This is a genomic window from Polyangium mundeleinium, assembly GCF_028369105.1.
Classification (GTDB): Bacteria; Myxococcota_A; Polyangia; order Polyangiales; family Polyangiaceae; genus Polyangium; species Polyangium mundeleinium.
Genome location: NZ_JAQNDO010000001.1, coordinates 3,056,592 through 3,070,633 on the forward strand (window position 1 = coordinate 3,056,592; position 14,042 = coordinate 3,070,633).

The window sequence follows — 14,042 nt, forward strand, 5'->3', positions numbered from 1 at the left end:
AACCCCGCGCGTGTCGTTCCTCCGTTGACGCCGGGCCCGGGTTCGACCAGACCGACACCTCGACCTAGGGGAGCCTCGGGCTGAGACGGCTTCGCCGCGTTTGTGGCGGGCCGAACCCTCGGAACCTGAACCGGTTCGTACCGGCGGAGGGAAGTGTCATGAGCACCGTGAAACAGCAGCGGGTCGACGAGGCCCGCCTCCAGACCATCACGCGCGGGCCACTGCCCGGATCAAAGAAGACCTACCTGCCGGGCGTCCTCTACCCGGATCTCCGCGTCCCGCTGCGTGAAATCTCGCAGACGCCGACGCGCGAAGGTCACGGCGACGCCGTGCGCCTCGTGCCGAACCCGCCCGTCGCCGTCTACGACACGAGCGGCCCGTACACCGATCCCGAGGCCGAGATCGACGTCCGCAAGGGCCTCTCGCCGCTCCGCGACGCGTGGATCCGCTCGCGCGAGGACGTGACGGAGCTCCCGCGCGTGAGCTCGGCGTATGGCCAGAAGCGCCTCGACGATCGCTCGCTCGACGCATTGCGGTTTCACGCGCCGCGCCGGCCGCTGCGCGCCGCGGCCGGCAAAAACGTCACGCAGATGCATTATGCGCGGCGGGGGATCATCACGCCCGAGATGGAGTTCGTCGCGATTCGCGAGCAACAGCGGGCGGCGGCGCGGATCCGCAAGCAGCACCCGGGGCGCTCGTTCGGCGCGGTGATCCCCGAGCGGATCACGCCGGAATTCGTCCGTGACGAGGTCGCCCGCGGCCGGGCGATCCTCCCGGCGAACGTCAATCACCCCGAGGTCGAGCCGATGATCATCGGCCGGAACTTCCTCGTGAAGATCAACGCGAACATCGGCAACAGCGCGGTCACCTCCTCGATCGAGGAGGAGGTCGAAAAGATGGTGTGGTCCATCCGCTGGGGCGCCGATACCGTGATGGATCTCTCCACGGGCCGGAACATCCATGAAACGCGCGAGTGGATCCTCCGCAATGCGCCTGTCCCGATCGGCACCGTGCCGATTTACCAGGCCCTCGAAAAGGTCGGCGGCAAGGCCGAGGAGCTCACCTGGGAGATCTACCGCGACACGTTGATCGAGCAGGCCGAGCAGGGCGTCGATTACTTCACGATTCACGCGGGCGTCCTGCTTCGGTACGTCCCGCTCACGGCGAACCGATTGACGGGCATCGTCTCGCGCGGCGGCTCGATCCTCGCGAAATGGTGCCTCGCGCACCACGAGGAGAACTTCCTCTACACGCATTTCGAGGAGATCTGCGAGATCATGAAGGCCTACGACGTGAGCTTCTCGCTCGGCGACGGCCTGCGGCCTGGCAGCATCGCGGACGCGAACGACGACGCGCAGATGGGCGAGCTCGCGACGCTCGGCGAGCTCACGCAGATCGCATGGAAGCACGACGTGCAGGTCATGATCGAGGGCCCGGGCCACGTGCCGATGCACATGATCGAGCACAACATGACCGAGCAGCTCCGCATCTGCCACGAGGCGCCGTTTTATACACTCGGCCCGCTCACGACCGACATCGCGCCCGGCTACGACCATTTCACGAGCGGCATCGGCGCCGCCATGATCGGCTGGTTCGGCACGGCGATGCTCTGTTACGTCACGCCGAAGGAGCACCTCGGCCTCCCGAACCGCGACGACGTGAAGGAGGGCGTGATCACCTACAAGATCGCGGCGCACGCGGCCGATCTCGCGAAGGGCCACCCCGGCGCGCAGGCGCGCGACGACGCGATGAGCAAGGCGCGCTTCGAGTTCCGCTGGGAGGACCAGTTCAACCTCGGCCTCGATCCGGAGCGGGCCCGCGCCTTCCACGACGAGACGCTCCCGAGCGAAAACGCCAAGGTCGCCCATTTCTGCTCGATGTGCGGCCCCCATTTCTGCTCGATGAAGATCACCGAGGACGTGCGCAAATACGCCGCCGAAAAGGGCGAGGTGTTGCCGGAGACGGCGCTCGTTCGCGGCATGAAGGAGAAGAGCGCCGAGTTCGTCGAGGGCGGGAGCGAGATCTACCGGAAGGTCTGAGGTTCGAATGGGGAGGTGAGGGGGGTGGTCAAGGCCCGACGCCCCCCGCAGCGCTCTCCTTGGCCGCCTTCTTCACCGGGGTCGCTTGCCACGTCGTGAGCGGGCGCAGGAGCGCGTCCGCGAGCTCCTTCGTCGCCGGCTTCTTCCGCTGCACGGAGCCCAGCACGGCGGCCACGTAATGCCGCAGTGAATCCGTGAGAGCGTCGAGCCGCGGGCGTACGGCCGCGCGCTCCTCCGCGGGCACGGAATGGACCATGCCCAGCGCCTTCCCATAGTGCTCGTGCACCTCGCGCAGGTGGTAGAGCAGCGGGGCGAGGCCGATCTGCGCGAGCTTCGGCTCGAGGTTCTCCCGCGCGATCGTCTTCAGCTTCGTGTCGACGACCCCATACTCGTCCCGCGGCCGCATGTTGATGAAGCCGAGGCCCTCCTCGACGCCGAGGTGCGCGCCGAGCTCCGCGGCGACGTCCCCGAGCTCGAACTGGCCACGCACCCGCGACCATCCTGCGAGGATCAGGATCAGCGCCGCGATGGCATTGTCCTCCAGCTTGTCGAGGGCCCGAATCTCGCCCGTCGGCGCCTCCGGACCGAGGACGTCTTGCAACGTCACGCGATCCGATTTCACGTCACCGAGGGCCTCGGTCACCGCCTCCGGCAAGGCGCGCGCATTGCCGTTTTCATCGAGCGTCGCGGCTTCGATCTGCTGCGCGAGGACGACGGCCTGGTTCGCGTCGAGGCGCGGCAGGGCGATCACCGAAGTTGATTCGAGCGTTCGTGTCATGGGGTTGGACGCTACCATCCGTCCGCGCGGCACGTCTAGACCGTTTTTGCGTCCCTGCTTCCATGGCGTCCCCACGCCGCCTTACCGTCCGCCATGGCTCCGGGTGGGCTGCCCCGCTGATGGAGGCGAGGGCTGCGCCATTCCCGGGCGGGAGGAAGGTCCATGCAGAGGGGAATTCGGGGTTATGTCGCCCTGCTCGTCGCGCTATCGCTCGTATTGTTCGGGTGCGCCTCGTCGCGCGACCCCATCATGGCGCGTATCTTCGAGGCGCCGAACGTCATCCACGTTTGCGTACGCCCGCCGAACGTGCCGAAAGACAAGGGAATGTGGGCGCTCGACGCCTCCGGCGCGCCCGTCTTCGGGGCCCGGGAGGTGGATTTCGCGAGGCGCGCCGGCCTGGGCGTATACATCTTCGATCAGGGGGCGCCTCGCGAGAGCGCGAAGCTCCTCCCGATTCCGTACCATCGGCTCGAATGCCCGGCGCCGCCGAAGCCCCGCGTGGCCGCGGCGAAGATCGAGGCCGGGAAGAAGGAGGAGAGCAAGAAGGCCGAGCGGCCGAAGCCGCTGCTGCGACCGATTCCGCGCGAAACGTCCGCGGTGGAGAGGCGCGTCGAGGCGCAAAGGTGCACGGCGTACGAAGAGCCGGGCCAGACGCGAAGGCGCAGCGGCTCGGGCGGGCGGACCTGCACGAGGGTCCTCGTCCAGCGGGCCCGCACAGAGCCCGTCGTCGCGGAGAGCCCGCGCGAGGTCGAGCCGCCCGCGTCGGTGAGGTTGTCCGAGGGCGCGGCGCGGGAGTATGAGGATTGGGGGCTTACGCCCGCGGACGTCTCCGCGCTCGCGGAGGAACGAGGCCGGGAGTGCCTCGAAAGGATCTGCCATGCCCGCCACCAGAACTTCATCCCGAAGGGGAAGAAGAAGCCCGCGGAGGGGCACAACGGGCAATCGTTGTCAACGGGGAGCGGTGGGGGAGGTGGCGCGAAGACGACGGTCAAGACGACGACGCGTCCGCACAACGTAAAGGGACAGAGCGACCACCAGGCGGTCACGCCGAAGGAAGCGACAAGGGGCAGCCAACCAGCAAGTCGACCGGGCCAACCATTTACGAAGGCAGGGAAGGAGGAGGTATGGAATCGGAACGCAGCCAAGCACGGGGGGAAAAACAAGTGCGACACTTGTCTCGTGGAGGTTGCCAAACCACAGAGACATACCCGAGGTGTAACTCCACCCGCTAACGAGGGGCATGTTGATCACAAAGCAGCCCGAGCGAACGGAGGGTCGGGTACGCCTGAGAACGGGCAGGTTCTATGTCGCGATTGCAACGCTAAAAAGAGGGACAAATGAAACCTTTCCAAGCGGAGGAGGAGATGAATCTTGGAGTCATCACCACTTCTGCGGTCCTCGCGGGTGCCCCCATCTTGCTGGTTTCCCACGATGCCGATGACGGGGGCTGGCAGTTTTTGTGTGGAACAACCAGCGACCCTGCGGACGGGCGCGTCGTCCACGTGCGCGAGATCCTCACGACGGATCCGACCGTGGTTGAAGTGGCCGATCTCCCGTTGGGTTGGGTCGCCTTTCGCGGTGCCATAGGAGCTGAATGGACGCGAGAACCCGCATGAAATGGCCTTTTGCAGATCCTCCCAACGTCGCGGTCTTCACGAGCAAGAGGATATTGTCCGGGGAGGCGTGGATAGCGTATGTCAGCCACGACGAGGACGACGGAGCATGGCAATTCCACGCGTCGAATGGCCCGGTACCCGAGGCGGAAGCAGCGGTGGTGAGCCTTCGGTCGATCGTCGACGCAGACCCGACCCTTGCCTCGCTTGCCGACTTGCCACTGGGGTGGTGCGCATGGAGAGACCACGTGGGCGCGCCATGGAACAGGAAGAAGAATGAGTGACGGAGCCCCGCCGTGGGTCACCGCCAACAGGGCCCATCGCAGAGAGCCGGGATAGCCGGCACCCCGACTCCACCCAACCCCCGACACCCCCCAACCCCCGGAACCCCCCCGCTCCGCTCCCGATTGCGTCCCAAATCGCCCCTCCTGGGTCGAGCAACGCAAGGCCGAGCGGTAAAAGACCCCCCGGAGGCCCAGGTACCCCTCCGTGATGCGCACCTCGACGCCTCCGAGGCACCTTCCGCCGCTCCCCGTTTCGGCCCCCGAGCCCCGCCGAGCCACGCTCCTCGCAAAGCCAAGCGTCCCGAGAGCCTTCCCGCGCCACGATCCCCGCAAAGCCGAGCGCTCGACGCCCCTCCCCAGGTGCCGATCCTCGCTCGACGAAGCGCCGAACGACCCCTCGGAAGCCTCGCCGCCCGCATCGCCCTCCGTTCCCCGACACCCCGCCGGGCCTCTCCCACGCTCGACCCCGCGGACGACCCCCCCGAAGGGCCCGACGCCCGCTTCGTCTTGCCTTGCGCCCCCTAGCCGGCGCCGCCCGGGCGCTTGCGGGGGCGCCCGAGCAGGCGCCTGCCTGCGTCGAGCAGGTGCTCGCGCAGCGTGTCGTCGTCGATGTCCGCGTACTGGGGCGCGCCGCCGGCCATCGTCAGCCCCGTGAACACGACGTGCACCATGATCGCGTCCGAGAGGCTCGGGGCCTCGCCGGCGAGGACCGTTTTCATTCGCGTCTTGAGGTCCGCGCCTCGGGGCGCCTGGAACGTCCTGTTCACAACCCGCTGCATCCCGGGGTCGCTGTTGTACAGACCGAGCAGCGGGCGCTGGCGGACGATGAGCTCGACGAATCCGGTCAGCGCGTGATCGACCTGAGCGCTTCGGCTCCGCTTCGTCCGCGCCTCCTCGATGATCTGGTCGAGCTCCTGGAGCGCGGGCGCGGCGACGGCCTCGGTGATCTCGTCCTTCGTCTTGAAGTGGTAGTAGACGGCGGCCTTCGTGACGCCGAGCTCGTCGGCGATCATCTGCAACGACGTGCCCTCCACCCCGTGTTCACTGAACAGCCTCAGCGCGGCGTCGAGCAGTCGGGATCGGGTGTCGGTGGCGGCGGTGCCGGCAGTCATGCGCTCTCCTCGCGGACGCCGGACAGTACCCGGCTCCTCGCCCTCCGGCACGCTTTCCGAGCGGCGCGCGGAGCACGTCCTCGTCCTAGCCGATCGGCTTGTGCTGTGCTTGCCGAACGGCTAGCCTGGTCGCCCGAATCGAGGTGAACCATGTCCGCCGATGCCGTCCCCACGCTTCCCATCACCCGAACCTGCCCGTTCACGCCGCATGCGGAGCATCGCAAGCTCCGTGAAGAGGCGCCGATCTCCAAGGTAAAACTCCCCAATGGGAGGGTCGTGTGGGTCGCCACGAGCCACAAGGACATCCGGGCGATCCTGTCCGACCCGCGGTTCAGCTCCAACCGGCGCGACCCCAATTTCCCCACGCTGGCGTACGAGCGCCCGCCTTCGAGCAACCTCAGGCCGATGCTGATCGAATTGGACTCGCCCGAGCACGGGCCTGCGCGAAGGGCCGTGCTCGGTGAGTTCACGCTCCAGCGGATGAACGCGCTCACGCCGCGCATTCAGCAAATCGTGGACGAGCACATCGACGCCATGCTCGCCGGTCCACGCCCGGTCGACCTCGTGCAGGCGCTCTCCCTGCCGGTGCCTTCGCTCGTCATTTGCGAGCTGCTCGGTGTGCCCTACGCCGACCACGAGTTCTTCCAGACGCACTCTTCGCAGATCATCAGTCAGAAGGCGCCGGCCGATGTGATCATGCGCTCGGTCATCGCGCTGATGACCTATCTCGGCCAGCTCGTGGGCGCCAAGGTGCAGAACCCCACCGACGATTTGCTCAGCCGCCAGATCCAGAAGCAGCTCGAAACGGGCGCCGTCGACTTCGAGGGCCTGGTCAGCATGGCGTTCCTGCTCCTCATCGCCGGGCACGAGACCACCGCGAACATGATCTCGCTGAGCACGCTGGTGCTGACGCAGCACCCGGAGAAGCTCGCCGCCATCCAAGAGGACCCGTCGAAGACCATCGGCGCCGTCGAGGAGCTCTTGCGGTACTTCACCATTGCGGAGTCCGCGCTCGGCCGGGTCGCGAAGGCGGATGTGGAAATCGGCGGCGTGACCATCAAGGCCGGCGAAGGCGTGTTCGCCTTGGCAAACATGGCGAACCGCGATCCGGAGGTGTTCGAGAATGCCGACGAGCTCAACCTCGATCGGGGCTCCCGCAACCACCTTGCGTTCGGCTTCGGCCCGCACCAATGCCTCGGGCAGAACCTCGCCCGGCTGGAGCTCCAGATCGTCATCGACACGCTGTTCAAGCGCATCCCCGGCCTCAAGTCCGCCGTGCCTTTCGAGGAGCTCTCGTTCAAGGACAGCTCCACCGTCTACGGCATGAACGAGTTCCCGGTCACCTGGTGAGCATGACGCGGGGGGCAGCCGCTCTAGCCCCCGGCCCGCCTTTGCCGTAGCATCCGGGTTCTTTCTTCGACCACGGAGGGGCGTATGGCATCGGTGGGGATCATCGGGGGCGGATTGAGTGGGCTCGTGGCGGCGAAGACGTTCCTGCGGGGCGGCTTCGACGTCACGGTGTTCGAGAAGGAGGACGAGGTCGGCGGCGTGTGGACGCGCTCGCGCCGCTACCCCGGCCTCCAGACGCAAAACGCCCGCGACACCTACGCATTTTCCGATTTCCCCATGCCCCGCCACTACCCCGAGTGGCCCACGGGCGCCCAGGTCCAGGCCTATCTTTCGAGTTACGCCGACCATTTCGGCGTGACACGGCACGTCCGCCTGCGCACCCAGGTCGATCAGATTCGTCGGCGCGACGGAGGCGGGTTCTCCGTGGACACGCGGCCTGTAGGCGCCGCCGAATCCGAGCAGAAAACCCACGCTTTCGACCAGGTGATCCTCTCCAGCGGCCTGTTCAGCCAGCCGCACATCCCCGAGGCCCCCGGGCGCGAGGCGTTCGAGGCGAGCGGGGGCGTCGTGCTGCACACGACGGCGTTCCACGACACGAGCTTCCTCCGGGGCAAACGTGTGGTCGTCGTGGGGTTCTCGAAGTCGGCGTGCGACGTGGCCGCCCTCGCGGTGGAGCACGCCCGCGAGGTGACGCTCGTCCACCGGAGCGTCGGCTGGAAGGCGCCGCGGTTCCTCTTCGGGGTCGTGCCCACGAAGTACCTGCTCTTGAACCGCTTCACCGAGATGTTTTTCCCGTACCCGGGCGCCGAGGGCTTCGAGCGTGCGCTGCACGAAAAAGCCAGCGGGTTCGTCGCCCGGTACTGGGGCGGGGTCATGGCCGCCCTCGACATGGACCTCGGGCTCAGCAAGACCGGCCTCCGGCCCGAAATGCCGCTGAGCGGCGTCGGTTGCTCGCTGAACATGACGCCCGCGGGCTTTTACGAGGCCGCGCAGCGCGGGACGCTGAAGCTCGCGCGGGGCGAGATCGCCCGCTTCCACGAGGGCGCCGTGGAGACCTCGAAGGGCCAGCGCATCCCGGCCGACGTCGTGCTCTTCGGGACGGGCTTCCGCCAGGAGTTCCCGTTCCTCGAACCCTCGCTCCGGCGCGTCGTGCAGGACGAGGACGGCACGTTCCGGCTCTACCGCGGCCTCTACCACCCCGACGCCCCGGGACTCGGCTTTTGCGGCTTCGTGAACAGCCTCTACAGCCAGCTCACCTCGGAGGTCGGGGCGCGGTGGCTCTGCGAGCTCTTCCGGGGCCGGATGAAGTTGCCGCCGCGAGAGGAGGTGATCGCCCGCATCGACGAGTGGATCGCCTTCCGCAAGAACGAGCGGCCGGACGCGTTCACGGGGGGAGCGTGCGTCGTGCCGTGGAACTTCCACTACATCGACGACCTCTGCCGGGACATGGGAGCGCGGGCGCGGAGGCTCCCGCAAAATCCCTTCCGCGAGTTCCTCCTTCCGGTGGATCCTTCGCTCTACGCGGACCTCGAGGAGGAGCTCGATACGCGCGCCCGCGAGGCGCGTGATCGCGACGAAGCATGCACAACCCCCGAGACTTCAAGAAGCTCTTCAAACGCCTTCTCCTGAGCCCCGTCGCGGGTATGTCCTGGGAGGACAAACTCGCGTTCGTGCGCGCGTACATGCGCGAGCTCGAGTCGCGCAAGGACCCGATGGAGGAGTCCGCCGAGCTCGAGCCGGCGATCGAGATCGTCCCGTTCGAGGCCGGCCGAAGGCCCCTGGACGAGGCGCTCGGCCCCGGGCTCGGCGCGAGCGAGCACGCCGGCCTCGTGTCGACCGCGGCCGAGGGCGCGCCCACCGACGATCTCTGCCTGCTCTACCAGGTGAAGGATCTCTACGCGTACGTCGCGCCGTTCCATCGAACGTTCGAGGTCCGCATGTCGGTCGCGTTCCTGCCCCACGTGGAGGGCCACGGCGCGCCTTGCCCCGTCCCGGGGCTCCAGGGCGTCGTCCTCGAACCGCGGGTCGTCTCCGCGGCCGCGTACCCGTTCCCCGCGATCGCGGACGCGTCGTGGTCCGAGTTCTACAAGACCGTCTACGCGGCGACGTTGAGCCCCGAGGGCCTCCTGCCGCGCCGTGAAGGCAGCGCCGAGGGGCGCGGCTACGACTGGTCCGAGGTCGACGCGTCCCTGCGCGCGCGCACGCCCGACGGCGCCGATCCCTTCACCTTCGCGAACCTTTTCCACCAGAAGATCCGCGTCACGCTGGCCCTGCACACGGACGGCAGCAAGTACGTCGCCGAAGACACGATCGAGGCCGAGATCTACGACACGGGCCGCTTCGGATCGCTCTACGCGCGGCTGCTCGAGCGGCTCATCCCGGCCGACACCAGGCTGCAAGCCGACACGCTGGACATCCCGGATCTGCACGTCGGTTACCACCCGTGGTTCCCGGTCCTCACGATCGGGACCGACAAGGCGATGCTCTACCTGCACGCCATCCGGCAGGACCTCGGCGAGCAGCGGCGAAACCTCCCCGATCCCGCGTGGCTCTTGCGGGTGGGCCTCTACCTGGAGCTGCTCACGTGCCTCGGCATCTTCGAGGCGGTGCGGGCCGAGCACCCGGATCTGCTCTCGCCGGCCGAGCGCCAGGTGTTCGAAAAGAGCCCTGTCTTCGCCAAGATCCGCGAGCGGATCGACGTCGCGGCGTGGAGGCGGGTCTGGGCCACGCGCGAGATCGTCCCGCGCACGTCGGACCTGCTCGCCGCGGGGCCCGTGAGCTTCGCGAACCTTCTGCGCAAGCAGAAGGCGACGCTCGCGTTCCTGCACGCGCACCACGAGGACCTCAAGCACGCGATCGCCCTCGCCGGCCCGAACGTCGAGAACGCGCAGGAGACCTGGCACCGCGTCTTCCGCGACGCCGAGCGCGCGGTCCTCAAGAACGGCCTCGCCGCGTTCCCCGAGCTAGGGTGGCTGGACAAACGCACGCGCGACTTCGCCATGTGGCACCAGCGCGGCGTCTTCGGCAGCTACGCGCTGCCCGAGTCGGTGACGGGGGCCTTCGGCGATCAGGACGGCGTCTTCCCCTCGGCGTGCCGGCAGTACCGCCAGTCGATGAACGAGGTCGCGCGGTTCGCCCGCGAGCGTGGTCTCATGGATCACACGGGCGACGAGTGCATCCCGCGCACCGCGAGCCTCTTCGAGGCGTACATGCGCGGCGACAGCTCCCTCGTCGACGCCCTGCAGCGGCGCGACGGCTACGGCGGCGGGCTCGACGCGGCCGAGCCGCTCTCCCTCGGCCCCGAGCCCACGCACGCCGACATTGCGGCGCTCCTCCGGCGTGTGCCGGTCTTCAAGCCGCTGACGGATCGCGAGGTCGAGCGGCTCGCGCAGAAGACACGCCCCGTCGTCTATGGCCCGCACGATCGAGTGGTGCGCGAGGGGGAGCGGGGCTCGTCGCTCTTCGTGCTGGCCTCGGGCACGGTCGAGGTCCTCGTGCGCCAGCAGAGCGGCCAGGACGTCGCCGTCGCCACGCTGGAGCGCGGCGCGGTCTTCGGCGAGGTCGCGCTGCTCACGGGCAGCGAGCGCATCGCGACCGTGCGCACGACGTGCGAGTCGACGCTCTACGAGATCAGCAAGCAGGCGCTCGCGCCGATCATCGAGTCGCGCCCGCAGCTCGTGGTCGAGCTCGGCCTGCTCATCGCCACGCGTCAGCTCGATCGCGAGGGCCGCATGCGGCAGTCGGGCACGGAGGGGGTCGCGAGCCGGATCCGGAAGTTTCTGCTCGGGTAAACCCCCTCTCCGACGCGCGGAGAGGGGGCACTTCACGTGACTCAGATGCAGAAATCGGGTTGGCCCGGGGGCCTCTTCACGCACTGACCGACGCCGCACCACTCGCTGCTGATGAGGCTGCCTTGATAGCACCTGTAGAGCCGGTTGGGATTGCCGGGCACATACATGTTGCCGCCGCAATAAGCGCCATTTTCGAGCCAGGCGCAGGGGCCACTGCCCCCGCCGCCCCAGCGAACGATCCGGCGACCCCGCCGCTGTTCCTGCCCTGCCGAGGCGGTTTCCTCTCCACCACCGGCCTGGATTCCGTCTTCCGTGGGGTCTTCCACCGTCGCCATGCAGCCAGCGCCGAGAAGCACGGCCCCGGTCGAGATGAACAGCAGCGCAGCCAACCCTTGTAGCTTCTTCATAGGTCCCCCTCCCCGAGGGCCCGCGCCGCGCCTCGCCGACAGGGAAAAACCCCCTCTCACCGAACGCGGTTCAGTGACGAGCCCTCACGCGAATACGTAAGGGACGGCCGGCGAACGTCCACTCTCGACCGTGGCTTCGTTTCGCGTGCGTAGGAACGATGATGACGCCTCTCGGCGCCGCCTCACGTCCCGTCGAGCAACCACCTTAGGGCCTCGGCCTCGTCCTGGAAGAACGCGAACGAAGCCAGGCCTTGTTCGGCCGACATGCGGGCGAGCTGCATCTTCGTGAGCGTGCTCGACACGATGTTCGCGGCCCGCACGCAGCCGTTTTTCTGGGCGACCTCCATCGTCCGCTCCACGAACGCGCTCACGTCGGGCTTCTGGGCCGCGAACTCCGCGGTGTTCGCGAGGACGCGCCAGCGTTTGCCCCAGAGCGGCTGCGTCACGCGCGCGAACTCCTCGTAGTAGGCCCGCGCCTGCTCGACCGTCCAGAAGCCCCACACCTCCAGACGTACGAGCCTGCGCTCGCGCTCCACGCGGACCACGTGGCCGCTCCGTGGCCGCGAGGCCGACGGCTTCATCCGGTCGAGCGAGGTCGGCGGCGTCGAGTGCCGGCCCGTGCGCGACGGCGTCGGGTGCTTCGTCGGTTCGCTCGCCGGCGGCGTCGAGGGGCGGGAGCTGCGGGCCGCGGGGATCGGCGTCGACTCGTACGACACCGAAATGTAGGGCTCGCGGGGAGGGGGCGTGGTCTGGCGCGCGGTCAAGGCGTCCGCGGGGAAGAGGGCGTCGGAGAGGGCGACGAGCGCGGCGGAGGCGCTCGGGAATCGATCGTCGGGGTTTCGCGCGACGCACTGGCCGAACCAGGCGTCGATCGCCGCGGGCAGCTCGACGCCGTGGCGCCGCCGCGCCCGCGCCGAGGTCGCCTCGGGCAGCGGGCTGTCGAGGCAACGCGCGAGCGTGATGATCGACGGCGCTTTCTCGAACTCCTCGGCCCAGTACGGACCCCCGGCGAGCAACATGAACGCCGTGTGCCCGAGCGCGTAGACGTCGACGGCGGGGCCGATGGGCTGGTCCATGAAGATCTGCTCGGGCGCCATGAAGTAGGGGCTGCCGAGGATGGTCTTCGTCTGCATCCCGATGCCGAGGTGACCGTCGGCCTTGGCGATGCCGAAGTCGAGCAGCTTGATGCACGGCGAGCCGTCGTCGCGGTGCGTGAGGAAGAGGTTGTCGGGCTTGATGTCGCGGTGAACGATGCCCGCGGCGTGGGTCTTGTCGAGCGCGAACGCGGCCTGCGCGAGGTAGGTGCGCACCTCGCCCGAGGGCAGGGCGCCGCGCTCGGTGACGATCATGCCGAGATCCCGCCCGCGCAAGAGTTCCATCACGAGGAACGGCAGCCCCGTGGGCGCGTCCACGCCGGCATCGATGACGCGCACGATGTGGTCGCTCTCGAGCTCTCCGAGGATCCGCGCCTCGCGTTCGAAGCGTGCTTTGAAGTCCGTGTGCTCGTCGAGCAGCGTCGAGTGGATGATCTTCAGCGCGCGGCGACCGGCCGTGCGCTCATCCATGGCCTCGTAGACCGCGCCCATCCCGCCTGTGCGGATCGTGCGTACGATGCGGTACCGCTCGTGAAAGAGCTGCGACGGGGCGAGAAGGAAGATCGGGACTGCGTTCGCGCCGGGACCCGACATGCCGGGAGCGTAAAGGCAGACAAACGACGATTCAAGGCGCGCCGAGGTCGTCGTCTTCCATCTCCGCGGGGCGCCCGAGCGCCTTGCAGAGCTCGATCCACGCCTCCTGCATCGACGGGTAGCGGTGCGCAGGCTGGCTCGCGAGCACCCGCGCGACCCACGGATCCACGGCCTCCGGCAGATCGGGGCGGAGCGCGCGCAGGCTCGGGCGCGGGTCGGTCGAGACCGCGCGGAGCAGCTCGACCATCTTTCGCGCTGGGAACGGGAGCCTGCCGCCGATCATGCGGAAGACGACGGCGCCGAACGAGTAGACGTCGGCGCGATGATCGAGGTCCTTGGGTTTGCCGGCCCAGATCTCGGGCGCCATGTACGTCGGGGAACCGGCGATGGTGCCATCGCGCGTGACCGTGAAGCCTCCGACCTCCTTGGCGAGGCCGAAATCGAGCAGCCGCACGCGGCCCCGCGCCCGCGTGCGCAGGACGAAGATGTTCGCGGGTTTGACGTCGCGGTGCACGATGCCGCGCGCGTGCGCAGCGGAGAGCGTCTCGGCGACGGGCCGCATGATCTCGAGCGCGCTGTCGATCGGCATGGGCCCGCCTTTCGCCTCGACGCCGCGCACGTAGGCTTCGAGATCCTTGCCTTCGAGCAGCTCCATCACGATGTAGAGCGTGCCGTTGTCCGAGCGGTTGAAGGCGAGGATCTGCGTCGCGGCCGTGCCGCTGAGCAGGCCCATGGCGCGGGCCTCGCGGGCGATGCGCGTCGTGAAGATCGGCTCGCTCGTGATGTTCGGCAAGAGGCACTTCACGGCGACGGGCGCGCTGAGATCCATGTCCTCCGCGCGGAACACGTAGCCGTGGCCGCCGCTGCCGATGAGGTCGAGGAGCTTGTACCGACCGTCGATGACATCACCCGCTCGATACGACATGGCGCTCCTCGTCTGGCCGCGTCTTCCGTCGCGGCTGGCCCGTACGATACCGAAG

12 protein-coding genes and 1 riboswitch are annotated in these 14,042 nt (G+C 68.3%); of the genes, 7 read left to right on the plus strand and 5 right to left on the minus strand.

Annotation, left to right across the window (positions count from 1 at the left end; all coding sequences use genetic code 11):
* The first annotated feature begins 56 nt into the window (after positions 1 to 56).
* Positions 57 to 170: riboswitch (TPP riboswitch) on the plus strand.
* Positions 159 to 2,039: a phosphomethylpyrimidine synthase ThiC gene (thiC, locus tag POL67_RS12405; RefSeq protein WP_271917491.1), complete on the plus strand. Its 1,881-nt coding sequence runs from the start codon at positions 159 to 161 to the stop codon at positions 2,037 to 2,039. Its footprint overlaps the riboswitch before it by 12 nt.
* Before the next feature lie 28 nt (positions 2,040 to 2,067).
* Here the strand turns inward: thiC and POL67_RS12410 are convergent, their stop codons facing one another.
* Positions 2,068 to 2,817 carry a hypothetical protein gene (locus POL67_RS12410; RefSeq protein ID WP_271917492.1) on the minus strand — a complete coding sequence of 250 codons (750 nt, stop codon included), beginning with the start codon at positions 2,815 to 2,817 and terminating at the stop codon, positions 2,068 to 2,070.
* Between the two features lie 162 nt (positions 2,818 to 2,979).
* Here POL67_RS12410 and POL67_RS12415 point away from each other — a divergent pair, with 162 nt between their 5' ends.
* From POL67_RS12415 to POL67_RS12425, 3 genes are read left to right on the plus strand one after another with little or no spacing between them, the layout of a single operon-like run.
* Positions 2,980 to 4,158 (plus strand): HNH endonuclease, encoded by a 1,179-nt coding sequence (locus POL67_RS12415; protein ID WP_271917493.1) that lies wholly within the window; start codon positions 2,980 to 2,982, stop codon positions 4,156 to 4,158.
* Positions 4,155 to 4,433: a hypothetical protein gene (locus POL67_RS12420; protein ID WP_271917494.1), complete on the plus strand. Its 279-nt coding sequence runs from the start codon at positions 4,155 to 4,157 to the stop codon at positions 4,431 to 4,433. Before POL67_RS12415 ends, POL67_RS12420 begins: the two co-directional genes overlap by 4 nt.
* On the plus strand, positions 4,430 to 4,714 hold the full coding sequence (locus tag POL67_RS12425; RefSeq protein ID WP_271917495.1) for a hypothetical protein: 285 nt from the start codon (positions 4,430 to 4,432) through the stop codon (positions 4,712 to 4,714). The genes POL67_RS12420 and POL67_RS12425 overlap by 4 nt, the downstream gene beginning before the upstream one ends.
* Positions 4,715 to 5,235: 521 nt before the next feature.
* Here POL67_RS12425 and POL67_RS12430 read toward each other — a convergent pair.
* Positions 5,236 to 5,826 carry a TetR/AcrR family transcriptional regulator gene (locus POL67_RS12430; protein ID WP_271917496.1) on the minus strand — a complete coding sequence of 197 codons (591 nt, stop codon included), beginning with the start codon at positions 5,824 to 5,826 and terminating at the stop codon, positions 5,236 to 5,238.
* Between the two features lie 150 nt (positions 5,827 to 5,976).
* Between POL67_RS12430 and POL67_RS12435 the strand changes: the two genes are divergently transcribed.
* From POL67_RS12435 to POL67_RS12445, 3 genes are all read left to right on the plus strand, one after another.
* The gene (locus tag POL67_RS12435) at positions 5,977 to 7,176 is read left to right on the plus strand and encodes a cytochrome P450 (protein WP_271917497.1); all 1,200 of its coding nucleotides are present in this window, start codon (positions 5,977 to 5,979) and stop codon (positions 7,174 to 7,176) included.
* A gap of 84 nt (positions 7,177 to 7,260) precedes the next feature.
* Positions 7,261 to 8,805: a flavin-containing monooxygenase gene (locus POL67_RS12440; RefSeq protein WP_271917498.1), complete on the plus strand. Its 1,545-nt coding sequence runs from the start codon at positions 7,261 to 7,263 to the stop codon at positions 8,803 to 8,805.
* Positions 8,757 to 10,967 carry a cyclic nucleotide-binding domain-containing protein gene (locus POL67_RS12445; protein WP_271917499.1) on the plus strand — a complete coding sequence of 737 codons (2,211 nt, stop codon included), beginning with the start codon at positions 8,757 to 8,759 and terminating at the stop codon, positions 10,965 to 10,967. Before POL67_RS12440 ends, POL67_RS12445 begins: the two co-directional genes overlap by 49 nt.
* Positions 10,968 to 11,008: 41 nt before the next feature.
* Here the strand turns inward: POL67_RS12445 and POL67_RS12450 are convergent, their stop codons facing one another.
* The 3 genes from POL67_RS12450 to POL67_RS12460 form a co-directional block, all read right to left on the minus strand.
* Positions 11,009 to 11,374: a hypothetical protein gene (locus POL67_RS12450; RefSeq protein WP_271917500.1), complete on the minus strand. Its 366-nt coding sequence runs from the start codon at positions 11,372 to 11,374 to the stop codon at positions 11,009 to 11,011.
* A gap of 182 nt (positions 11,375 to 11,556) precedes the next feature.
* Positions 11,557 to 13,062 carry a serine/threonine-protein kinase gene (locus POL67_RS12455; RefSeq protein WP_271917501.1) on the minus strand — a complete coding sequence of 502 codons (1,506 nt, stop codon included), beginning with the start codon at positions 13,060 to 13,062 and terminating at the stop codon, positions 11,557 to 11,559.
* Between the two features lie 31 nt (positions 13,063 to 13,093).
* Positions 13,094 to 13,987 (minus strand): serine/threonine-protein kinase, encoded by an 894-nt coding sequence (locus POL67_RS12460; RefSeq protein ID WP_271917502.1) that lies wholly within the window; start codon positions 13,985 to 13,987, stop codon positions 13,094 to 13,096.
* Between the last annotated feature and the right edge of the window lie 55 nt (positions 13,988 to 14,042).